We start from the raw sequence: 21,160 nt of genomic DNA on the forward strand, positions 1-21,160 counted from the left end.
ATCTCCGGCCCCTCCCGTCTGCGCTCAGCAGCAGCGGCTCCCGGGGTTGGCGTCCTGGTCCCGATACACGCGGCGCCAGAAGTCCCGTTCGCTGAGCGGCGCGCGATCGGGGTGCGCGACGCGCTCGTGCGCGACGTAGTCGGCGTACCGGGACTGGCCCGTGAGACCGTTCACGTACCAGCGCACGGCGCGCCAGCCCCGCCCGAGCGCGCGGAGGAGCGCACCCGGGCGGATGGTCGCGAGGTCAGTGGCCACGCTCGGGCCTCTGGTCCTCCGGCAGCGCCGCCCATTCCTTCTCGAGCGCGCGCTCCTCAGACGTCGCGATGAAGCCCGCGGGAGCGTACCGCTGCGACGGGACCGCGGGGTCCTCGCGATCGACGACCTCCGTCGCGCGGAACGCCTTGATCGTCTGGATGATCGCGGCCGCGATCACGATGGCGGCGAGCGTGACGAACACGATCGACAGCGTTCCCTGCACCGCCGTGTTGCGCACGGTGGCCTCCGCGGCCGCGAGCTTCGCCGCGTCGTCCGCGCCCGGCGCGAAGTCGACATACGAGCCGTCGGCGATCCCGTCCCGATACAGGAAGTGGTTCGCCCAGTAGCCGACAGCGGGCGTCGACGAGAAGATCTTCTGGAAGGATCCGACGAACGTCACGACCGTGACGAAGGCGAGGGGCAGGGCCACGACCCACAGGCCCTTGAAGGTGCGCCGGCGCGCGATGATCGTCATGACGACCGCGAGCGCGATCGCGGCGAGCAGCTGGTTCGAGATGCCGAACAGCGGGAACAGCGTGTTGATCCCGCCCAGCGGATCGGTCACCCCCATGAGGAGCACCGCACCCCAGCCCGCGACCATGATCGCCGTGCAGATCCAGGCGCCGAGACGCCACGAGGTGTCCTTGAACTTCGGGATCACGTTGCCGATCGAGTCCTGCAGCATGAAGCGCGCCACGCGCGTGCCGGCGTCGACCGCGGTGAGGATGAACAGCGCCTCGAACATGATCGCGAAGTGATACCAGAAGCCCATCCAGGCCGACCCGCCGAGCCACTGGTGGAGGATGTGGGCGAGGCCGAAGGCGAGCGTCGGCGCGCCGCCCGTGCGCGAGATGATCGACTCCTCTCCGACGTTGTCTGCCGCCGACTGGAGCATCTCGGGCGTCACGTTCACGCCCGTCAGCCCGAGGCTGTTCACGAACGCGACGGCGCCCTGCACCGTTCCGCCCGTCGCCGCGGACGAGGAGTTCATCGCGTAGTAGATGCCCTGGTCGATCGAGATCGCGGCGACGAGCGCCATGATCGCGACGAACGACTCCATCAGCATGCCGCCGTAGCCGATGAAGCGCGTCTGCTTCTCCTTCTCGATCATCTTCGGCGTCGTCCCCGACGAGATGAGCGCGTGGAAGCCGGACAGCGCTCCGCAGGCGATCGTCACGAACAGGAACGGGAACAGGCTCCCCGCCCACACGGGTCCGGCCTCTCCCGCCGCGAAGATGCTGAAGGCCGGCATCTCGACCACGGGGCGGACGAAGAGGATCGCGACCGCAAGCAGCACGATCACGCCGATCTTCATGAAGGTCGAGAGGTAGTCGCGCGGCGCCAGCAGGATCCACACGGGGAGGACCGCGGCGATGAAGCCGTAGATGATGATGTACCAGGCGATGGTGGTGCGGTCGAGGGCGAAGATCGCCTGGCCCCACTCGGTGGCGGCCACGTACTGCCCGCCGACGATCGCGGCCATGAGCAGCACGAAGCCGATGATCGAGATCTCGGTGATGCGGCCCGGGCGGATCCAGCGCAGGTACGCGCCCATGAAGATCGCGATCGGGATGGTCATCGCGACCGAGAACACGCCCCAGGGGCTCTCGCCGAGGGCGTTGACGACGACGAGCGCGAGGATCGCCGTGATGATGATCATGATGAGCAGCGTGGCGAGGATGGCCGCGGCTCCTCCGAAGCGGCCGAGCTCGTCCTTCGCCATCTGGCCGAGCGAGCGTCCGCCTCGGCGCATCGAGAAGAACATCACGAGGTAGTCCTGCACCGCGCCAGCGAGCACGACGCCGACGACGATCCAGATCGTTCCGGGGAGGTAGCCCATCTGAGCGGCGAGGACGGGACCGGTGAGCGGACCGGCGCCGGCGATGGCGGCGAAGTGGTGGCCGAACAGCACGCGGCGGTCGGTCGGCACGTAGTCCTTGCCGTCGGCCCGGTACTCGGCAGGCGTCGCGCGCCGGTCGTCCGGACGGACGATCAGCCGCTCGATGTACTTGGAGTAGAAGCGGTAGAAGATGACGTAGGTGCAGACGGCGGCGAACACGAACCAGACCGCGTTGACGCTCTCGCCGCGGACGATCGCGAGCATCGTCCACGAGACGCCGCCGAGCAGCGCGATCGCGATCCAGATGATGACCTTGAGCGGGGTCCACTTCGGCTTCGCGTCGACGGCGACGGGCGGCAGATCCCGTCGCGACGATGCGGATGAGGTCTTCGATGACATGGAGTGCGGGGCATCCTTCTTCGGCGTCGCGCGGCGCGGCGATCACCGCACCGCACGGGCGATCCTCGACGACCGCCGACGGACAAGCCTGGACCCGCGAGGCGTCTTCCTGCGAACCCATGAGGAGCATCCGATGAATCCGCTGGGATGCCCAGGCGTCAGACCAGCTCGTCGCCCTCGATGAGGCTCGTCACCAGCGCGGCGATCGCCGACCGCTCGGACCGGGTGAGCGTGACGTGTCCGAAGAGCGGCTGCCCCTTGAGGGTCTCGATGACGCTGGCGATGCCGTCGTGACGTCCGACCCGGAGGTTGTCGCGCTGCTGCACGTCGTGCGTGAGCACGACCCGCGAGTTCTGGCCGATCCGGCTGAGCACGGTCAGCAGCACGCCGCGCTCCAGCGACTGCGCCTCGTCGACGATGACGAAGGCGTCGTGCAGCGAGCGCCCGCGGATGTGGGTGAGCGGCAGCACCTCGAGCAGGCCCCTCTGCATGACCTCGTCGACGACGTTGTCGGAGACGACGGAGCCGAGGGTGTCGAAGACCGCCTGGCCCCACGGCCCCATCTTCTCCCCCTGGTCGCCCGGCAGGTAGCCGAGCTCCTGGCCGCCGACGGCGAAGAGCGGCCGGAACACGATGATCCGCCGCTGCTCGCGGCGCTCGAGCACGGCGTCGAGCCCCGCGCAGAGCGCGAGCGCCGACTTGCCCGTGCCCGCGCGTCCGCCGAGCGACACGATGCCGACCTCGGGGTCGAGCAGCAGGTCGATCGCGAGGCGCTGCTCGGCCGAGCGCCCGCGCAGGCCGAACACCTCGCGGTCGCCGCGCACGAGGCGCATCTCGCCGTCCGCCCCGGTCGCACGCGCGAGCGCCGAGCCGCGCTCGGACTGGATCACCAGGCCGGTGTTGGCGGGAAGGCCCCGCACGTCGTCGTGGAGCGCGACCTCGGACTCGTAGAGGTCGGCCATCTCGTCTCCCGAGAGGGCGATCTGCGCGATGCCCGTCCATCCCGAGTCGGCCGCCTGCTCGGCGAGGTACTCCTCGGCGGGGATGCCGAGGGCCGCCGCCTTCACCCGCATGGGGACGTCCTTCGACACGACCACGACGTCCTCGCCGTCCTCCGCGAGCCGCGCGGCGACCGCGAGGATCCGCGCATCGCCGTCGGCCGTGCGCAGGCCGTCGGGGAGCACGCGCAGGTCGGCGGCCCCGAGCTCGACCCGCAGCGTCCCTCCCCCGCGGGTGGGGACCGCGACGTCGAGCCGACCGTGCTCGATGCGGAGCTCGTCGAGGAAGCGCAGCGCCTGGCGCGCGAAGTAGCCGATCTCGGGGTCGTGCCTCTTGCCCTCGAGCTCCGCGAGCACGACGGCCGGCAGCACGACGTCGTGCTCGGCGAAGCGGAACATCGCCCGCGGATCGCTCAGCAGCACCGAGGTGTCGAGCACGTACGCGCGCTGAGCCGCAGGCGGGGCGTCGACGTCGGGATGATGCTCGATGGTCTGTGTCGTGGTGGTCACGGAACCGCTCCCTCCGCGGGCGATCTGCCCATTGGCACGACCGTAAATCACACCGGTGTCATTCGGAAGGGCCTCGGCTCGGCGCGCGGGAGGATTTCACACGCCGTTCACACGGCGCGCCGGTCAGCGTCCGAAGCGTCGGTCGCGGGATCCGTAGTCGCGCACGGCGCGCAGGAAGTCGACCTCGCGCAGGTCCGGCCCCAGCGCCTCGACGAAGTAGAACTCGCTGTGCGCGCTCTGCCAGACGAGGAAGTCGCTCAGCCGCTGCTCGCCCGAGGTGCGGATCACGAGGTCCGGGTCGCGCTGACCGCTCGTGTAGAGGTGCGCGCCGATCTGGTCGGGGGTGAGGTTCTCCGCGAGGTCCTCGATCGTGCCGCCGTGCCCGCGGTGCTCGGCGATGATCGACCGCACCGCGTCGACGATCTCGTAGCGCCCCCCGTAGCCGACGGCGAGGTTCACGTGCAGGCCCGCATTCTCGGCCGTGCGGCTCTCAGCGTCGCGCAGCGCGGCGAGAAGGAAGTCGGGGAGGCCCTCGTCGCGTCCGACGTGCTTGACCTTCCAGTCGCCCCGGCGCGAGAGGCGGCCGGCGAGCCCCGCGATGATCTCGATGAGGTCCTGCAGCTCGCCCGTGTCGCGCTTGCGCAGGTTGTCGCCCGAGAGCAGATAGAGCGAGACGACCTCGACGCCCAGGTCGGAGCACCACTCGAGGAACTCGACCATCTTGGCGGCGCCCGCGCGGTGCCCGTGAGCGGGCGTCTCGTAGCCGAGCTGCTTGGCCCAGCGGCGGTTCCCGTCGATCATCATCGCCACGTGCCTCGGCACGCGGTCGGGGTCGATCTGACGGCGCAGGCGCGAGGCGTACAGCCGATAGAGGGGTCCGGTTCCCGCCTCGGATCGCGTGCTCACCACGAGACGACGATACCCCGCCGCACCTGTGTGCGCCGCGGGGCATACGTTCTCTCGTACGCTCGGAGGATGACACCGCGCGAGACGCCCGCCCCGTCCGGCTCCGATCGCGTCCCGCCCGACGAGGGCGCGTCGATGCCCCAGCTCCCCCTCCTCGAGGCGACGAGCGGCGCACCCGAGGAGATCCGCCCCAGCTGGCGCGGGTGGATCCACACGGGCACCGCGCCCGTCGCCCTGGCCGCCGGCATCGTCCTCATCTGCCTCGCCCACGGCACCCCCGCGAAATGGGCCTCCGCGGTCTTCATGGCGTCGTCGCTGCTCCTGTTCGGCAACTCGGCCGTCTACCACCGCTTCCGCTGGGGTCCGCGGACGAAGGCCGTGCTGAAGCGCATCGACCACGCGAACATCCTGCTGCTGATCGCCGGCACCTACACGCCGATCGGCGTGCTCGCGCTGCCGCCCGAGAAGGGGACGATCCTGCTGATCGTCGTCTGGTCGGGTGCGCTCCTCGGAATCCTGTTCCGGGTGCTGTGGATCGGCGCGCCCCGCTGGCTGTACGTCGCGCTCTATCTCGCGCTCGGCTGGGCCGCCGTGATGTACATGCCGGACCTGTTCCGGGCGAGCGCCGCGATGATGGTGCTCGTGGTCGTCGGCGGCGTCCTCTACTCCGTCGGCGCCGTCGTCTACGCGATGAAGCGTCCGAACCCGTGGCCGCACCACTTCGGCTTCCACGAGATCTTCCACGTGTGCACCGTGCTGGCGTTCCTGTGCCACTGGACCGCGGCGCTGCTCATCGCCCTCGATCCCGCCTACAACGCGGGCTGACCGCCCCGGGCGCTCAGGGGCGGGGGTCGGGATCCGCTGCCGGGTCCGCCTCGGCGTCGCCAGGCGCGCTGTCGCGCTCCGACGGAGCCTCCTCGTCGCCGCGCGCCGCGCGCTCCTCGGCGTCGAGCATCTCGCGCACCTCCTCGCGGTAGCGCGTGCGGCGCACACGGCGCAGCATGTCGAGCACGAGGAGGATCACCGCGATCACGACCAGGGCGATCGTGAGGAACCCGAGCGGTCCCGGGGTGACCGAGTCGGGATCGACGGTCGGCGTGGGGATCGGCGTCTCCTCGAGACCCGCGAAGACGACTGAGAAGACGTGCATCCACCTGCTCCTGAGAATGGGGCGGCTAATCTGGAACCACCCCACCCTATTCGTCCCCGCTGAGAGGCGCTCGTGACCACACAGGAGCAGCTCGACATCCGCTACGGGCGCGCACGCCGCCTGCCCCGCGGCGTCGTCTGGACGCTCCTCGGCGCGGCGGGCGCCGCGATGATCGGCGTCGTCGTGTGGATCTCGCTGTCGCAGTCCCTCGGCACGGTCGACTACGACGATCTCGGCTTCGAGGTGCGAGACGAGAGCGCCGTGGAGGTGCGCTTCCAGGTCACGAGCGCGCACGACGCCCCCGTCGCGTGCGTCATCGAGGCGCAGGACAGGCAGCACGGGATCGTGGGGTGGCAGGTCGTGGAGTATCCGCCGTCATCCGGCGCGGCCTCCACGCACACCGAGACGATCCCGACGGTCGCGGAGGCCACGACGGGATTCGTGAACGCCTGCTGGCTCCGGTAGATTCTTCCGGATACCCGGTGCGGAGCCAGGCACCTCCCGCACCACTCGTCTCGATCGCCCGTCGATCAGGACGATCATCTGTTCCTTTCAAAGGAGAACGCATCGTGTCGAACGAGACTCCCTTCCTCACCCAGGAGGCCTACGACCGGCTCGCCGCCGAGCTCGAGCACCTCTCGACGGTCGGTCGCGAGGAGATCGCCAAGCGCATCGAGGCCGCCCGCGAAGAGGGCGACCTGCGCGAGAACGGCGGCTACCACGCCGCGAAGGACGAGCAGGGCAAGCAGGAGGCCCGCATCCGCCAGCTGGCCGCGATCCTGAAGGACGCGGAGATCGGCGAGGCGCCCGAGGCCGACGGCACCGTGCGGCCCGGCACCGTCATCACGGCTCTGATCCTCGGCGACGAGGAGCGCTTCCTGCTCGGCAGCCGCGAGATCGCCGGCGGGACCGACCTCGACGTGTACAGCGAGCAGAGCCCGCTCGGGTCGGCGATCATCGGCATGAAGGAGGGCGACAAGGGCTCGTACGAGGCGCCCAACGGCAAGTCGATCCCCGTCGAGATCGTCCGGGTGGAGACCTTCACCGGCTGACGCCGGATCCGCATACGACGAGGGGCGGCCCGCAGATGCGGGCCGCCCCTCGTCGTATGCGCGCGGATCAGTCCGGCACGATCTCGGGGCGGAAGCCTCCGGCGCGGAGCGCCTCGAGAACGAGCGCGCGATGCTCCTCGCCGCGCGTCTCGACGGAGATCTGCAGGACGACCTCGCTGATCTGCATGCCCTGTCCGTGGCGCGTGTGCAGCACCTCGATGACGTTGGCGCCCGCCTGCGCGAGGAGCTCCGACACCTGGACCAGCTGCCCCGGACGGTCCGGGAGCGGGATACGGATGGTCATGTACCGTCCGGCGGCCGCGAGACCGTGCGAGACGACGCGCTGCAGGAGCAGCGGGTCGATGTTGCCGCCGGAGAGGATCACGGCGGTCGGCCCCGTCGCACGCACCTTCCCGGCGAGGATCGCGGCGACGCCGACCGCGCCGGCGGGCTCGACGACCTGCTTGGCCCGTTCGAGCAGGGACAGCAGCGCGCGGGCGATGTCGTCGTCGGACACGGTGACGACCTCGTCGACGAGATCGCGGATGATCTCGAACGGCACCGCGCCCGGGCGCGCGACGTGGATCCCGTCGGCGATCGTCGGCTCGGTCGTGATGGTCGTGGGCTCGCCCGCCTCGAGCGACACCGGGTAGGCGGCCGCGTTCTCGGCCTGCACCCCGACGATGCGCACCTCGCGGCCCTCCGCGGCCGCCTTCGCCTTCGCGGCCGCCGCGACCCCGGCGATGAGGCCGCCCCCGCCGATGCCCATGACGATCGTCTCGACCCCAGGCACCTCGTCGAACACCTCGAGGCCCAGCGTGCCCTGGCCGACGACGATGTCGCGGTGGTCGAAGGGGTGGATCAGCACGGCGCCGGTGCGCTCCGCATGGGACGCCGCCAGCGCGAGGCTCACGTCGACCGTCGCGCCCTCGAGCACGACCTCCGCGCCGTACCCCCGCGTCGCGAGGAGCTTGGGCACGGGCACGCCCAGCGGCATGTAGATCGTCGCGGGGATCCCGAGCTGCTGCGCGGCGAGGGCGACGCCCTGCGCGTGGTTGCCGGCCGAGGCCGCGACCACTCCCCTCTCGCGCTCCTCCGCGGTGAGGCGCGAGAGGCGGTGCGTCGCTCCGCGGATCTTGAAGGATCCGGTGCGCTGCAGGTTCTCGAGCTTGAGCGACACCTCGACGCCGAGCACCTCGCTGAGGTGCTGCGACGGCTGGATGGGTGTGCGCTCGATGACGCGCTCGAGATCGCGAGCGGCCTCCTCGAACTCCTCGAGCGACGGCAGATCGGCGTGCGTCACGCGCGTTCCTCCTCTTCCTCTCCTCCGCGGCCGAGGGTCCTCTTCTCGGTCCGCCACATCAGGTCGGCCTCCGGCAGGTCGCCGGTGCGCCAGGATCCGGTCGCGAGGGTCACGGCCACGACGTTGACGAACGCCGCGAACGGGACCGCGAACAGCGCCCCGGCGATGCCGCCCGCCATCGACCCGGCCATCACGACGAGCACGACCGCGAGGGGGTGCACCTTCACGGCGGCGCCCATGATGAGCGGCTGCAGCACGTGGCTCTCCACCTGCTGCACGAGCAGCACGACGCCGAGCATCGCGACCGCCACCCAGGGGCCGTTGTAGGCGAGCGCGATCAGCACGGCCAGCGCTCCGGAGACGATCGCTCCGACGAACGGGATGAACGACGCGAGGAACACCGTCACGCCGATCGGGATCGCGAGCGGCACGCCGAGCAGAGCCGCGCCCACTCCGATGCCGATGCCGTCGATCGACGCCACGAAGATCTGCGTGCGCGCGTAGTTGATGAGCGTGGCCCAGCCGTTCTTCGCGGCGCGGTCGACGGCGACGCGCGCCCGCTGGGGGAAGAGGCGGACGGTCCAGCGCCAGATGCCCTCGCCGTCGGTGAGCAGGCAGATAAGGGCGAAGAACGCCAGGAGCGCGCCGGCGCCGACGTGGCCGACCGTCGATCCGACGGACACCGCCCCGGACAGCAGGAGGTCGCTCTGCTCGCGGACGAAGGATCCGACGACCGAGAGGAACTCCGAGACCTGCTCCTCGGGAAGGAGGCCGGAGGCGAGCACCCATGCCTGCAGCTCGCCCCAGCGCTCGACGGCCCGCTCGCGGACGATGTCGCTCTGCTCGGAGATCTGCCACACGACGAGCCAGACGAGGCCCGTCACGATCGCGATCGTGCCGACGAGCGAGACGACGATCGCGACGGGGCGAGGGACCCGGTGCCGCAGCATCCAGGAGAAGAAGGGCCAGAGCAGCGCCGTGAGGAGGATCGCGACGAGGACGGGGACGACGATGAGGCTGAACTTCGCGACGCACCAGACGGTGAGCGCGATCACCGCCGCGAGGATCAGGAGCCGCCACCCGTAGGCGGCGGCGATGCGCAGCGGGCGCGGAACCTCCTCGGCGACCGGGCGCGGCGACGGATCCGCCGTCTCGTCGACCGCTCTCGTGGAGCCGAACAGCCCGCGTCGCCTGCCGTTCCGGTCGCTCATCTGCGCCAGTCTCCGGGTCCGGAAGCGGTCAGAACTGCACGCGCGGCGGCTGGCTGATGGTGCTCTGGTCCTCGACCTCGAAGAACTCGCGCGCCGAGAAGCCGAGACCGTTCGCGAACAGGTTGTTCGGGAACTGGCGGATCTTGATGTTCAGCTCCCGCACGCCGCCGTTGTAGAAACGGCGCGACGCCTGGATCTTGTCCTCGGCGTCGACGAGCGACTGCTGCAGCTGCAGGTAGTTCTGGCTGGCCTGCAGAGCCGGGTAGGACTCGGCGACGGCGAACAGGCTCTTGAGCGCCTGCTGCAGGTGGCCCTCGGCCTGACCCGCTGCCGCGGGGCTCTGGGCCGCGATGACCTCGGAGCGCGCCCGCGTGACGTTCTCGAGCACGGACTTCTCGTGCGCGGCGTAGCCCTTGACCGTCTCGATCAGGTTCGGGATGAGATCGGCGCGGCGGGTGAGCTGGACCGTGATGCCGCTCCAGGCCTCGTCGACGCGCGTGTTGAGGGACACGAGCGAGTTGTACGTCGCCCAGAGGTAGATGCCGACGATCACGAGGACCGCGCCGACGATCAGGACCGGTACCAGCCATTCCATGGTGTTTCTCCCTGCTCGCTGTTGCAGACCAGCTTACCGGCGCGGATGGGCGCCGCCTGGGTGCGGGGCGGACGACGTCAGGCGTCGTCGCCCGCGCGACGCGATGCCGCGATCCACGCGTCGAGACGCTGCTCCGCGCGCCCGTCGTCGATCGCCGCCGCCGCCTCGTCCCGCGCCTCGGCGAGCCGCTGGATCATGTTGCGGTTCGCCTGAGCGGGATCCTGCGAAAGCCGGTAGGCGACGATGCCCGCGGCGGCATTGAGGAGGACGATGTCGCGCACCGCTCCGCGCTCCCCCGCGAGGGTGCGCCGGAGCGTGGACGCGTTCTCCGCCGGGGCGCCGCCCACGAGGTCGCTCATGACGGCGGTCGGGAGATCGAGGTCGCGCGGGTGGATGTCGAACTCGTGCATGTCGCCGTTCGAGATCTGCCAGATGCGGCTGTACCCGGTCGTCGTGAGCTCGTCGAGTCCGTCCTCCCCGCGGAACACGAGCGCCGTGGCGCCGCGCGTCCGGAAGACGCCCGTGATGATCGGCACGACTTCGGCCGAGGCGACGCCCACGGCGTTCGCCTCGGCGCGCGCCGGGTTGACGAGCGGACCGAGGAAGTTGAACACGGTCGGCACGCCCAACTCCGCGCGGACGGGCGCCGCGTGGCGGAACCCGGGGTGGAAGGCCGCCGCCCAGGCGAAGGTGATCCCCGCCTCGTCGAGCACCCGCGCCACGCCCTCCGGCGACAGGCGCAGATCGATGCCGAGCTCGCTCAGCACATCGGAGGAGCCCGTCTTCGAGCTGACCGCGCGGTTGCCGTGCTTGACGACGGGGACGCCCGTGGCGGCGACGACGATCGAGGCCGTGGAGGAGATGTTCACGGTGCCGTGGCGATCGCCGCCCGTGCCGACGATGTCGAGCACGTCCGCGTCGACCGGCAGAGGCACCGCCGCGTCGAGGATCGCGTCGCGGAAGCCGATCACCTCCTCGACCGTCTCCCCCTTGGCGCGCAGGGCCGTGAGGAGGCCTCCGAGCTGGGCCTGGCCCGCCTCGCCGCTCATCACCTGGCGCATCGCCCACTCCGCCTCGGAGACGGTGAGGTCGCCTCCCGAGACCACGGTGCTGAGGATCTGGGGCCAGGTGGGGTGACTCATAGGGGCGATGCTAGGGGATCCTCCGAATCTCGACACGCTGTAGAAGACGCGCGGAGGGTCGGCGGATCCGGAGGCGCGCAGAGCGTTCTCACGGCGCGATCTGCGCTTTCATCACGACTTCACAGCACTCTCACCCTGGCCCCATAAGCGATGGAGCTGGCCCCGCGCCCCCCGAGGTGCAAAAATCTCCCCCTCTTATCGGCCATAATGGTCACGTGACGACCCCAGCTACCTATTCCCCCGCGCCCAGAACGGTGAAGCGCCCCGATCCTGTCAGCGTCGGCACGATCGTGTGGCTCGGCTCCGAGGTCATGTTCTTCGCGGGCCTCTTCGCCATCTACTTCACTCTCCGCAGCACCTCTCCCGGCCTCTGGGAGCAGCAGACGGAGCTGCTGAACGTGCCCTTCGCGTTCGTCAACACGGTCATCCTGGTCGCGTCGAGCGTGACGTGCCAGTTCGGCGTGTTCGCGGCCGAGCGCATGCAGCCGTACACCGTCAAGGGCCAGGGCTGGAAGTCGATCGGGATGATCCCCTGGTTCTGGATGTCGTTCGCGCTCGGCGCGGTCTTCGTCTCCGGACAGGTGTGGGAGTACGCGCAGCTCGTCGCCGAGGGCATCACCCTGAGCAGCGACCCCTACGGCTCCGCGTTCTACCTGACGACCGGCTTCCACGCGCTGCACGTCACGGGCGGCCTCATCGCGTTCCTCCTCACCATCGGGCGCGTCTACGCCGTGAAGAAGTTCACGCACAAGGAGGCCACCACCGCCATCGTCGTGTCGTACTACTGGCACTTCGTCGACGTCGTGTGGATCGCCCTGTTCGCCGTCATCTACTTCCTCCAGTAAGAGCGGAGCACCATCAGTCATGGCATCTGAGAAGAAGAAGCGTCGCTCGTCCGGCCGCCGCAGCCCCCTCGCGGCTGCGGCGCTGATCGGTATCGGCCTCCTCGCGACGGGCGGTCTCTACGCAGGGGCGTCGGCTGCCGTCGCCTCGACGGAGACCCCGACCGTGTCGACCGCGCACGCCGACCTGGAGGAGGGCGAGAAGCTGTTCGCGGCCAACTGCGCCACCTGCCACGGCCTCGACCTCCAGGGCACCGACAACGGCCCGTCCCTCGCGGGCGTCGGCGCGCTCGCCGTCGAGTTCCAGGTCTCCACCGGCCGCATGCCGATGCAGATGAACGGCCCCCAGGCCGACCAGAAGCCCGTGCAGTTCACCGAGGAGCAGATCCTCGCGATGTCCTCGTACGTCGACTCGGTCGCGCCCGGCCCCGAATTCCCCTCCGAGCGCGTGCTCGACGGCGAGGGCGACGTGTCGCGCGGCGCCGAGCTGTTCCGCATCAACTGCGCCATGTGCCACAACGTCGCCGCCGCCGGAGGCGCGCTCACCCAGGGCAAGTTCGCGCCCGACATCCAGGACACCTCCGCGCTGCACATCTACGCCGCGATGGTGACCGGTCCGCAGAACATGCCGGTGTTCAGCAACATGAACCTCGACGACGAGGCCAAGCGCGACATCATCTCGGCTCTGCTCTACCAGCAGGAGATGCAGGCCCCCGGCGGCTTCACGCTCGGCTCGCTCGGACCGGTGTCCGAGGGTCTGTTCATCTGGATCTTCGGCATCGGCGGCCTCATCGCCGTCGCCGTCTGGATCACGGCGAAGTCGAACTGAGCATGTCGAACGAAGAGGACGTGACAAGGAGCACGATGGCACACGACGAATCGCAGGGCGTGGAGAAGGCGCAGCAGCCCTCCTCCGGCCTCGCCGTCGCGATCGACGACCCGGTGCAGAACCCCGGGCTTCCCCCGCACCGCGAGCGCATCACCGACCAGGACCCGAAGGCCGCGAAGCGCGCCGAGCGCACGATCTACACGCTGTTCTACGTGTCGGTCGCCGCGAGCATCTGGGCCGTCGCCGCGTACATGCTGTTCCCGATCGAGGACATGGAGTTCACCTCGATCCGGCACAACAACATGTTCATCGGCCTGGGCATCGCGTTCGCCCTGCTCGCCATCGGCGTCGGCGCCATCCACTGGTCGAAGACGCTCATGAGCGACAAGGAGCACGTCGAGGAGCGCCACCCGACCCGCGGCACGGTCGAGACGCGCGACGGCGCCGTCGAGGTGTTCGAGAAGGCCAACGAGGAGTCGGGCTTCGGTCGTCGCAAGATGATCCGCAACTCGCTGTTCGCGGCTCTCGTCGCCTCGATCCTGCCGGGCGTCACGCTGTTCCGCGGCCTCGCGCCGCACGACGGCCAGAGTCCCGTCGCCCTGCTCAAGCAGACGATGTGGACGGACGGCGAGCACCTCACCCGCGACCCCGACGGCACCCGCATCCGCGCGAGCGACGTCACCCTCGGCTCCGCCTTCCACGTCATCCCCGAGACCCTCGCCGGGCTCAGCCACAGCGACGGCTACCTCGAGGAGAAGGCCAAGGCGATGGTGCTCATGGTGCGCATGCGCCCCGAGCAGCTCACGGAGCGCGAGGAGCGCAAGGACTGGTCGTACGACGGCATCGTCGCGTATTCCAAGGTCTGCACGCACGTCGGCTGCCCCGTGGCGCTGTACGAGCAGCACACGCACCACCTCCTCTGCCCCTGTCACCAGTCGCAGTTCGACGTGTCCGACGAGGCGAAGGTCGTCTTCGGCCCGGCCTCGCGCCCGCTGCCTCAGCTGCCCATCACCGTCGACGATGAGGGATACCTCATCGCGAAGAGCGACTTCACCGAGCCCGTCGGTCCGAGCTTCTGGGAGCTGCATTGAGCACCGCACACGAACCTGAAGACAAGAAGGCGCCGCTCGGCGGGCGCTTCGTGGGCGCCACGGCGAACTACATCGACGAGCGCACGAGCCTCTCGGGACTGGTCAAGGCCCTCGGCCGCAAGGTCTTCCCCGACCACTGGTCGTTCATGCTCGGCGAGATCGCGCTGTGGTCGTTCGTCGTCGTGCTCATCTCGGGCACGTTCCTGACGTTCTTCTTCCAGGCGTCGATGGTCGAGACCTACTACAACGGCGCCTACGCCCCCATGCGCGGCATCGCGATGTCCGCCGCGATGGAGTCGACGCTGCACATCAGCTTCGACCTGCGCGGCGGCCTCCTCGTGCGCCAGCTGCACCACTGGGCGGCGCTGACCTTCGTGGCCGGCATCGGCGTGCACATGCTGCGCGTCTTCTTCACCGGCGCGTTCCGCAAGCCCCGCGAGCTCAACTGGGTCGTCGGCTTCGTGCTCTTCGTCCTGGCGATGGCCGAGGGCTTCACGGGCTACTCGCTCCCCGACGACGTGCTCTCCGGCAACGGCCTGCGCATCATCGACGGCATGATCAAGGGAATCCCCGTGATCGGTCCGTGGACGTCGTACCTGATGTTCGGCGGCGAGTTCCCCGGCACCGACATCGTCGGACGCCTGTACACCCTGCACATCCTGATCCTGCCGCTGATCGTGATCGCACTGATCGCCGTGCACCTCGTGCTGATGATCGTCAACAAGCACACGCAGTTCGCCGGCCCCGGCCGCACCAACGGCAACGTCGTGGGCTACCCGATGATGCCGGTGTACATGTCGAAGATGGGCGGCTTCTTCTTCATCGTCTTCGGCGCCCTGGTGCTGATCGCGTCGCTCGTGCAGATCAACCCGATCTGGGGCTACGGCCCGTACGACCCGTCTCCCGTCTCGGCGGGAACGCAGCCCGACTGGTACATCGGCTTCGCCGACGGCGCGCTGCGCCTCGCTCCCCCGCACCTCGACGTGACGATCCTCGGCCACGTCTACCCGCTGGGCATCCTCATCCCGATCGCCGTGCTGGGCGTGTTCATCGTGCTCGTCGCGATCTACCCCTTCATCGAGGCGTGGGTCACGGGCGACAAGCGCGAGCACCACATCGCGCAGCGTCCGCGCAGCGCGGCGACGCGCACCGCCATCGGAGCCGCGGGCGTCTGGTTCTACGCGGTCCTGTGGGCGGCGGCCTCGTCCGACCTCATCGCGACGCACTTCCGCCTCACGATGGAGGGCGTGATCCACGCCCTGCAGGCCATGCTGACACTCGGCACCGTGATCGTGTACTTCATCACGAAGCGCATCTGCCTCGCGCTGCAGAAGAAGGACCGCGAGATCGTGCTGCACGGCTACGAGTCGGGCCGCATCATCCGCCTGCCGCACGGCGAGTTCCAGGAGGTGCACAAGCCCCTCGACGAGTACGAGCGCTGGACGCTCGTCGCCGACGAGACGTACGAGCCGCTCATCGCGCGCCCGAACGACAAGGGCCGCATCCCGGCCTCGCAGAAGTTCCGCTCGGCGCTGTCGCGCTGGTTCTTCGAGGACCGCCTCCAGCCCGTCACCGAGACCGAGTACCGCGCGGCGCTGGAGCACCAGCAGCACACGCTGCACGAGATCGGCGAGCCGGAGCACGACGAGATCGAGAGCGGCGCAGCCAAGCACTGAACGCCCGCAGAGAGGGCCCGAACGGAGGATTCCGTTCGGGCCCTTTTCGCGTCCTCTCTCCCCCGCCTCTGTCCGGCGGTCTGCGACTCTTCCCGCCCCGGGTGCCTCTCCCGGAGAGAAGGAGACGCTCCCTCTCCGCGCCCGGTTCGCCTCTGAGAGGCTTCGGGATCCCGTACCACGAGTGCGCCGCGGCCACAGAGCCGTGGCGGGCCGGCCGATCCGTCTGCGCCTGCCGGTCCTGCGCACCGAGCGGTGCCGGAGCTCGTCGCCGCGCGAGACCAGGGGCATCGCGGTCATCGCGGGGCGTACGCTCCGTGCCGCGGGTGATTCTCGTCCCACCCTGCGAGCTGCGCCGAGGATCCGTCCCCCGAGCCCAGCCCCGCCGCGGAAGGGGATCTCCGGGGGGCGAACCGCCCGGCGCGCAGTTCGCCTCTGACAGGCTTCGGCCCGTCCCTCCGCGGGTGCGTCACGAGCCCTGGCGTGGGTCGGATCCGACGGTCCCTCTGCCTCTGCCGAGGCGCCGCGCCGAAGGAGGCACGGAGAGCGTCGTCGGGACGGACAGGCACCTCGCGACCGTCACGCCCTGCGTGCGCTCCGTGCCAGGTACGGGCAGGCGCCCGCGCGCCATCCCTCGCGATCGCCGACCCACCCGGCGCCGGGTCTGCCATCAGCCGCACGCGGTGGCCGTCACTCAGCCCCGCCCTCCGCCCGCCTCGCTCTCCTCGCGGCGTCGGAGGACCCCGTGGTTCGCCCGACAGCGCGGCGCACGGTCGGAGCACGGTCGACGACGGAAACTGCCCCCTCCTCCATCTGCCTCGCCCTCCTCGCGTCCCGTGTGCGGCTCCCCGCGTCGCACCACCCCGCACACGGGCCACGAGCTCGCCGCTGCGAACGCGCCCTCTCTCCCGGCACCTGCAACCACCTCCCCGGGTCGCCCGAACGCACGCGCCGAGCGCGGGGATCCATTCGTCTCCGCGACACAGACGGCCGACCACCTCCCCGAGAACACGGCAGGAACGCCCGACGGCGCGTACGGCGGTGACCCACGGCACCGAGCGGAGCCGGCGCGCGTCGCCCGCACCGCCACCAGCCGCGGTCGTCGACGTGCCTGCGCTCCGGAGCACGGCCCCTGGCAGCCACCGACGTTCCCCGAGCCGCGCAGTGCTCCTCTGACCGTCCCAGGTCGCGCGAACGCACCCGCGAACGGCCCGGGTCCCTGCGATTCTGCGACCCGGCCGTTGGGCAGCCCGCCCCGAGGAGGAGAAACGCACCGGCGGCGGGGCGCGATCCGTCCGCGGTTCGGGTGGCCTCCACGAGAACGCAGCACGCACGCCTGACGGCGCGGGATGCAGCCGGCTCACTCCCCGGAGGCGTCTGACCTCGGCGAGAACATGCCCGCGACCGCGAGCGGCGCTCTCGGAGGCGCGAACGTACGCACAGAGGGTCGGGTCCGATCCTCTGCCGTCCCGCTCCCTGCACCGCGCCTCCGGCGCTCCCGTCCCCGACAGCGTGTTTCGGGGCGCACGTACAGCGGGGGCGTGGTCCCTCGGTCACGGCAGCAGTTATTCCGGCTCGGGCGACGGAGCACCGCGTCAGGAGGCCCTCGGCAGCTCGAGCGCCGTGAAGGTCGTCAGCCGGGCGCTCCTCGCGCCGCAGACACCCTCACGGTGCTCCCGAGCACCAGAGAGCAGCGGCGCGCCTGCCCGCTCGTGGCCGCGAGAAGAAGACGCTCGCGACGACGCAAGCGGCCCCCGAGCGCGATGCTCGGGGGCCGCTTCGGAAGAGCGCGTGGGGCGCTCAGCGGGCGAAGTTGCCGCGGTAGTACTCGTACACCCAGCCGACGAGGCCGACGACGAGGAGTCCGGCCGCCAGCGGGATGAGGAAGTGCGCCGTCGCCAGGGCGATCACGCCCACCGCCGGCGCGGAGGCCAGCACGAGGGGCCACCACGACCAGGGGCTGAACTCGCCCTGCTCGAAGTCGCCGTCCTCCGTGCGCGCGTCGAGGCGATCCTCGGGGAGGTCGAGGCCCTTCTGCGAGCGGTGGATCTTCTCGACGAAGAACCCGATCATGCCCGACATGAAGGTGGTGAACAGCAGGGTCGCGGTGCCGACCCACTCGAGACCCTCGTACCAGGGCGTCACACCGTGGGCGACGACGTTCCAGACGATGTACACCGCGGTCATGAGGGCGAAGAACGCCGTCAGGACCCACCAGATGACCGCCTGCGACTTCATTTGGTCTGTCCTTCCGCAAGGGCCGGCGCCGGCTCGGCATCAGGCGCCGTCTCGGGGTGGTTGATGTCGAACGCCGGGCGCTCCGAGCGGATGCGCGGGATCGACGCGAAGTTGTGACGCGGGGGCGGGCAGCTGGTCGCCCACTCGAGCGAACCGCCGTAGCCCCACGGGTCGTTGCTCGTGACCTTCGGCGCGTTGCGCGCGGTGATCCAGACGTTCAGGAAGAACGGGATCATCGACGCCGCGAGGATCATGGCTCCCACGGTCGAGAGCTGGTTGCCCCACGTCCACCCGTCCGCCTCGGAGTAGTCCGCGTAGCGGCGGACCATGCCGTCGACGCCCAGCCAGTGCTGGATGAGGAACGTCATGTGGAAGCCGATGAACAGCATCCAGAAGTGCACGTAGCCGAGACGCTCGTTGAGCATCTTTCCGGTCCACTTCGGCCACCAGAAGTAGAAGCCCGCGAACATCGCGAACACGACCGTTCCGAAGACCACGTAGTGGAAGTGCGCGACGACGAAGTACGAGTCGCTCACGTGGAAGTCGAGCGGAGGAGCCGACAGGATCACGCCCGTGAGGCCGCCGAAGACGAACGACACGAGGAAGCCGAGCGAGAACAGCATGGGCGTCTCGAACGTGAGAGAGCCTCGCCACATCGTGCCGAGCCAGTTGAAGATCTTCACGCCGGTCGGAACGGCGATGAGCATCGTCATGAGCGCGAAGAACGGCAGCAGCACCGCGCCGGTCACGTACATGTGGTGGGCCCACACCGAGACCGACAGCGCCGCGATCGCGATCGTCGCGTAGACGAGGGTCTTGTACCCGAAGATCGGCTTGCGGCTGAACACAGGGAAGATCTCGGAGACGATGCCGAAGAAGGGCAGCGCGATGATGTAGACCTCGGGGTGCCCGAAGAACCAGAACAGGTGCTGCCAGAGGAGCACCCCGCCGTTGGCCGGGTCGTACACGTGCGAGTTGAAGATGCGGTCGCTCGCGGCGGCCAGCATCGCGGCGGCCAGAACCGGGAACGCGATGAGGATGAGCATGCTCGTGATGAGCGTGTTCCAGGTGAAGATCGGCATGCGCCACATGGTCATGCCGGGAGCGCGCATCGTGATGATCGTCGTGATGAAGTTCACCGCGCCGAAGATCGTTCCGAATCCGGAGATGCCGAGGCCGACCATCCAGAGGTGCCCGCCGACGCCCGGCGAGAACGACGCGTTCGCGAGCGGCTGGTATGCGAACCAGCCGAACGAGGCTGCGCCCTGCGGGGTGAGGAATCCGGCCACCGCGATGATCGAGCCGAACGTGAACAGCCAGAAGGCGAAGGCGTTCAGACGCGGGAAGGCGACGTCGGGCGCGCCGATCTGCAGGGGAAGCAGCGCGTTGGCGAAGCCCGCGAACAGCGGCGTCGCGAACATCAGCAGCATCACGGTGCCGTGCATCGTGAAGAGCTGGTTGTACTGCTCCTTCGTCGGCACGATCTGCATGCCGGGGGCGAACAGCTCGGCGCGGATGATGAGCGCCATGACGCCGCCCAGCAGGAAGAAGACCACCGAGGTGATCAGGTACATGTACCCGATCGTCTTGTGGTCGGTGGAGGTGATCCACTTGACGATGATGTTGCCCTTGTCACCCGTGCGGGATCCGCTCAGGAGAGCGGCCTGACGGGGAGGCAGAGGCTGGGACGCGCTCATTCTCAGTGCCCTTCCTCGTTCTCGTCCTGCGCCCCGGTGCCCGGGAGGTTCTGCAGGCGGTGGTATTCGTCGCTGACATCGCCGACGTTGCCGTCGGACTCGAGGGAGCCGAGGTAGGCCTCGTACTCGGCCTCGCTGACCACCTCGACGTTGAAGAGCATCATCGAGTGGTACTCGCCGCACAGCTCGGCGCACTTGCCGGCGTACGTGCCCTCGCGGGTCGGGATGAACGACCACGAGTTGTCGTGGCCGATGTACATGTCCTTCTTGTACAGGAAGTCGATGATCCAGAAGGAGTGGATCACGTCGCGCGACTGCAGGTCGATCGTGACCTTCTTGTCGACGGGCAGCACCAGCGTCGGCAGCTGCTCCTGGTCGATGTTGCCCTGCGCGTCGGGCTGCGCCTGGATGCCCATCGAGTAGACGGGCTCGCCGCCGGCCGTGGCGTCCTCGTACTGGAAGTCCCACGCCCACTGCTTCGCGATCGCGGTGATCTCCACCTCGACCTCGTCGTCCGCCCAGGGCTTCTCCACCGCCGCCTGCTCCCGCGCGGTGAACGCGAAGAGACCGAGGACGAGGATCAGCGGAACCGCCGTGAAGAAGATCTCGATCGGCATGTTGTAGCGGAGCTGCACGGGCAGACCGGACTGGCCCTTGCGGCGCCGGTACACGATCATCGCCCACAGCATGAGCCCCCACGTGATGACGCCCACGATGAGCAGCACCACCCAGGAGCCGACCCAGAGAGAGGCGAGCCCCTCGGTCTGGTTCGTCGTCGGAACGCCCGACTCGTCAAAACCGGGGAGGTAACCGTGGAGCTCAGTGGGAGTGCAGCCCGCGAGGGCGACCGCGGCCGCCGCGGTCACGGGGAGCGCGGCCCAGCGGATTCGGCGTTTCGACGGCACGAATTCACCTTTCGAACAGGGAAGTGGCTGTCTTCCATCCTATGGCAACGTCCCACCCGGTTCATGCCACGCTCTCAGCGAGCCGACACCTGGATGTGCACGAAAAACCCCCGGGCTCGGAGAGCCCGGGGGTTTTCTGCGTGCTGATCAGTGGAAGCTGTCGCCGCAGGCGCAGCTGCCCGAGGCGTTGGGGTTGTCGATCGTGAACCCCTGCTCCTGGATCGTGTCCTTGAAGTCGATCGTCGCGCCGTCGAGATAGGGGATCGACATCGCGTCGACGATCACCTCGACGCCCTCGAAGTCGACGGTCTGGTCGTCCTCGAGGTAGCGCTCGTCGAAGTAGAGCTGGTAGATGAGCCCCGAGCATCCGCCGGGCTGCACCGCGACCCGCAGGCGCAGGTCGTCGCGTCCCTCCTGGTCCAGCAGGCTCTTCACCTTCGCCGCCGCGGCGTCGGTGAGGCTCACGCCGTGCGCGCGCTCGGGCGCCTCGGCGGTCATCGTGGTGTCGGTCATGACCTTCTCCT

Annotated in this window: 20 protein-coding genes; 7 read left to right on the plus strand and 13 right to left on the minus strand. The window is 69.4% G+C overall.

What is annotated here, in order from left to right; translation table 11 throughout:
* Window positions 1-24: 24 nt before the first annotated feature.
* The 4 genes from NHL53_RS06520 to NHL53_RS06535 form a co-directional block, all read right to left on the minus strand.
* A complete protein-coding gene (locus NHL53_RS06520; RefSeq protein ID WP_433776044.1) occupies window positions 25-255 on the minus strand; it encodes a YbdD/YjiX family protein in 231 nt (76 codons plus the stop codon).
* Window positions 245-2,494 carry a carbon starvation CstA family protein gene (locus NHL53_RS06525; RefSeq protein ID WP_433776045.1) on the minus strand — a complete coding sequence of 750 codons (2,250 nt, stop codon included), beginning with the start codon at window positions 2,492-2,494 and terminating at the stop codon, window positions 245-247. The genes NHL53_RS06520 and NHL53_RS06525 overlap by 11 nt, the downstream gene beginning before the upstream one ends.
* A 158-nt stretch (window positions 2,495-2,652) precedes the next feature.
* Window positions 2,653-3,981, minus strand: a complete 1,329-nt coding sequence (locus NHL53_RS06530) for a PhoH family protein (protein ID WP_433776156.1) — start codon at window positions 3,979-3,981, stop codon at window positions 2,653-2,655.
* Window positions 3,982-4,125: 144 nt separating this feature from the next.
* Window positions 4,126-4,908, minus strand: coding sequence for an isoprenyl transferase (locus NHL53_RS06535; RefSeq protein ID WP_433776046.1), 783 nt, complete (start codon window positions 4,906-4,908; stop codon window positions 4,126-4,128).
* 135 nt (window positions 4,909-5,043) lie between these two features.
* Here NHL53_RS06535 and trhA point away from each other — a divergent pair, with 135 nt between their 5' ends.
* Complete coding sequence (trhA, locus tag NHL53_RS06540) at window positions 5,044-5,733, plus strand: PAQR family membrane homeostasis protein TrhA (RefSeq protein WP_433776157.1); 690 nt, start codon at window positions 5,044-5,046, stop codon at window positions 5,731-5,733.
* Window positions 5,734-5,746: 13 nt separating this feature from the next.
* Here the strand turns inward: trhA and NHL53_RS06545 are convergent, their stop codons facing one another.
* Window positions 5,747-6,058 carry a hypothetical protein gene (locus tag NHL53_RS06545; RefSeq protein WP_433776047.1) on the minus strand — a complete coding sequence of 104 codons (312 nt, stop codon included), beginning with the start codon at window positions 6,056-6,058 and terminating at the stop codon, window positions 5,747-5,749.
* A 72-nt stretch (window positions 6,059-6,130) separates the two neighbouring features.
* Here NHL53_RS06545 and NHL53_RS06550 point away from each other — a divergent pair, with 72 nt between their 5' ends.
* Complete coding sequence (locus tag NHL53_RS06550; RefSeq protein ID WP_433776048.1) at window positions 6,131-6,523, plus strand: DUF4307 domain-containing protein; 393 nt, start codon at window positions 6,131-6,133, stop codon at window positions 6,521-6,523.
* 104 nt (window positions 6,524-6,627) lie between these two features.
* Entirely contained in the window at window positions 6,628-7,110 is a 483-nt protein-coding gene (gene greA, locus NHL53_RS06555; protein WP_433776049.1) for a transcription elongation factor GreA, read from the plus strand.
* Between the two features lie 67 nt (window positions 7,111-7,177).
* Here greA and ilvA read toward each other — a convergent pair whose 3' ends face one another.
* The 4 genes from ilvA to trpD all read right to left on the minus strand — a co-directional run bounded on the left by ilvA (window position 7,178) and on the right by trpD (window position 11,361).
* A complete protein-coding gene (gene ilvA / locus NHL53_RS06560) occupies window positions 7,178-8,413 on the minus strand; it encodes a threonine ammonia-lyase (RefSeq protein WP_433776050.1) in 1,236 nt (411 codons plus the stop codon).
* Window positions 8,410-9,624 carry an AI-2E family transporter gene (locus NHL53_RS06565; protein ID WP_433776051.1) on the minus strand — a complete coding sequence of 405 codons (1,215 nt, stop codon included), beginning with the start codon at window positions 9,622-9,624 and terminating at the stop codon, window positions 8,410-8,412. Before NHL53_RS06565 ends, ilvA begins: the two co-directional genes overlap by 4 nt.
* Before the next feature lie 28 nt (window positions 9,625-9,652).
* On the minus strand, window positions 9,653-10,219 hold the full coding sequence (locus NHL53_RS06570; protein ID WP_433776052.1) for a LemA family protein: 567 nt from the start codon (window positions 10,217-10,219) through the stop codon (window positions 9,653-9,655).
* A 77-nt stretch (window positions 10,220-10,296) separates the two neighbouring features.
* A complete protein-coding gene (gene trpD / locus NHL53_RS06575; protein ID WP_433776053.1) occupies window positions 10,297-11,361 on the minus strand; it encodes an anthranilate phosphoribosyltransferase in 1,065 nt (354 codons plus the stop codon).
* Between the two features lie 215 nt (window positions 11,362-11,576).
* Here trpD and ctaE point away from each other — a divergent pair, with 215 nt between their 5' ends.
* The 4 genes from ctaE to qcrB are packed head-to-tail and all read left to right on the plus strand — an operon-like array spanning window position 11,577 to window position 15,799.
* On the plus strand, window positions 11,577-12,206 hold the full coding sequence (ctaE, locus tag NHL53_RS06580) for an aa3-type cytochrome oxidase subunit III (RefSeq protein ID WP_433776054.1): 630 nt from the start codon (window positions 11,577-11,579) through the stop codon (window positions 12,204-12,206).
* Window positions 12,207-12,225: 19 nt separating this feature from the next.
* Entirely contained in the window at window positions 12,226-13,032 is an 807-nt protein-coding gene (qcrC, locus tag NHL53_RS06585; protein ID WP_433776055.1) for a cytochrome bc1 complex diheme cytochrome c subunit, read from the plus strand.
* 35 nt (window positions 13,033-13,067) lie between these two features.
* Entirely contained in the window at window positions 13,068-14,123 is a 1,056-nt protein-coding gene (gene qcrA / locus NHL53_RS06590; RefSeq protein ID WP_433776056.1) for a cytochrome bc1 complex Rieske iron-sulfur subunit, read from the plus strand.
* Window positions 14,120-15,799 carry a cytochrome bc1 complex cytochrome b subunit gene (gene qcrB / locus NHL53_RS06595; protein WP_433776057.1) on the plus strand — a complete coding sequence of 560 codons (1,680 nt, stop codon included), beginning with the start codon at window positions 14,120-14,122 and terminating at the stop codon, window positions 15,797-15,799. The genes qcrA and qcrB overlap by 4 nt, the downstream gene beginning before the upstream one ends.
* 1,797 nt (window positions 15,800-17,596) lie before the next feature.
* Here qcrB and ctaF read toward each other — a convergent pair.
* From ctaF to erpA, 4 genes are all read right to left on the minus strand, one after another.
* Window positions 17,597-18,034, minus strand: a complete 438-nt coding sequence (gene ctaF / locus NHL53_RS06600; RefSeq protein WP_433776058.1) for an aa3-type cytochrome oxidase subunit IV — start codon at window positions 18,032-18,034, stop codon at window positions 17,597-17,599.
* Complete coding sequence (ctaD, locus tag NHL53_RS06605) at window positions 18,031-19,731, minus strand: aa3-type cytochrome oxidase subunit I (RefSeq protein ID WP_433776059.1); 1,701 nt, start codon at window positions 19,729-19,731, stop codon at window positions 18,031-18,033. Before ctaD ends, ctaF begins: the two co-directional genes overlap by 4 nt.
* A 2-nt stretch (window positions 19,732-19,733) precedes the next feature.
* Window positions 19,734-20,636, minus strand: coding sequence for an aa3-type cytochrome oxidase subunit II (gene ctaC, locus NHL53_RS06610; RefSeq protein ID WP_433776060.1), 903 nt, complete (start codon window positions 20,634-20,636; stop codon window positions 19,734-19,736).
* Between the two features lie 147 nt (window positions 20,637-20,783).
* Window positions 20,784-21,149: an iron-sulfur cluster insertion protein ErpA gene (gene erpA, locus NHL53_RS06615; RefSeq protein ID WP_433776061.1), complete on the minus strand. Its 366-nt coding sequence runs from the start codon at window positions 21,147-21,149 to the stop codon at window positions 20,784-20,786.
* Window positions 21,150-21,160: the final 11 nt, after the last annotated feature.

This window comes from Microbacterium sp. gxy059 (genome assembly GCF_050958665.1).
Lineage (GTDB): Bacteria > Actinomycetota > Actinomycetes > Actinomycetales > Microbacteriaceae > Microbacterium.

What these genes read in the sequence shown, in the direction of transcription:
- trhA (WP_433776157.1), top strand. Translation starts at nt 5,044, where the DNA reads ATGCCCCAGCTCCCCCTCCTCGAGGCGACGAGCGGCGCACCCGAGGAG.
- qcrA (WP_433776056.1), top strand. Translation starts at nt 13,068, where the DNA reads ATGGCACACGACGAATCGCAGGGCGTGGAGAAGGCGCAGCAGCCCTCC.
- trpD (WP_433776053.1), bottom strand. Translation starts at nt 11,361, where the DNA reads ATGAGTCACCCCACCTGGCCCCAGATCCTCAGCACCGTGGTCTCGGGA.
- NHL53_RS06525 (WP_433776045.1), bottom strand. Translation starts at nt 2,494, where the DNA reads ATGTCATCGAAGACCTCATCCGCATCGTCGCGACGGGATCTGCCGCCC.
- NHL53_RS06570 (WP_433776052.1), bottom strand. Translation starts at nt 10,219, where the DNA reads ATGGAATGGCTGGTACCGGTCCTGATCGTCGGCGCGGTCCTCGTGATC.
- NHL53_RS06545 (WP_433776047.1), bottom strand. Translation starts at nt 6,058, where the DNA reads ATGCACGTCTTCTCAGTCGTCTTCGCGGGTCTCGAGGAGACGCCGATC.
- erpA (WP_433776061.1), bottom strand. Translation starts at nt 21,149, where the DNA reads ATGACCGACACCACGATGACCGCCGAGGCGCCCGAGCGCGCGCACGGC.
- qcrC (WP_433776055.1), top strand. Translation starts at nt 12,226, where the DNA reads ATGGCATCTGAGAAGAAGAAGCGTCGCTCGTCCGGCCGCCGCAGCCCC.
- NHL53_RS06565 (WP_433776051.1), bottom strand. Translation starts at nt 9,624, where the DNA reads ATGAGCGACCGGAACGGCAGGCGACGCGGGCTGTTCGGCTCCACGAGA.
- ctaD (WP_433776059.1), bottom strand. Translation starts at nt 19,731, where the DNA reads ATGAGCGCGTCCCAGCCTCTGCCTCCCCGTCAGGCCGCTCTCCTGAGC.
- ctaF (WP_433776058.1), bottom strand. Translation starts at nt 18,034, where the DNA reads ATGAAGTCGCAGGCGGTCATCTGGTGGGTCCTGACGGCGTTCTTCGCC.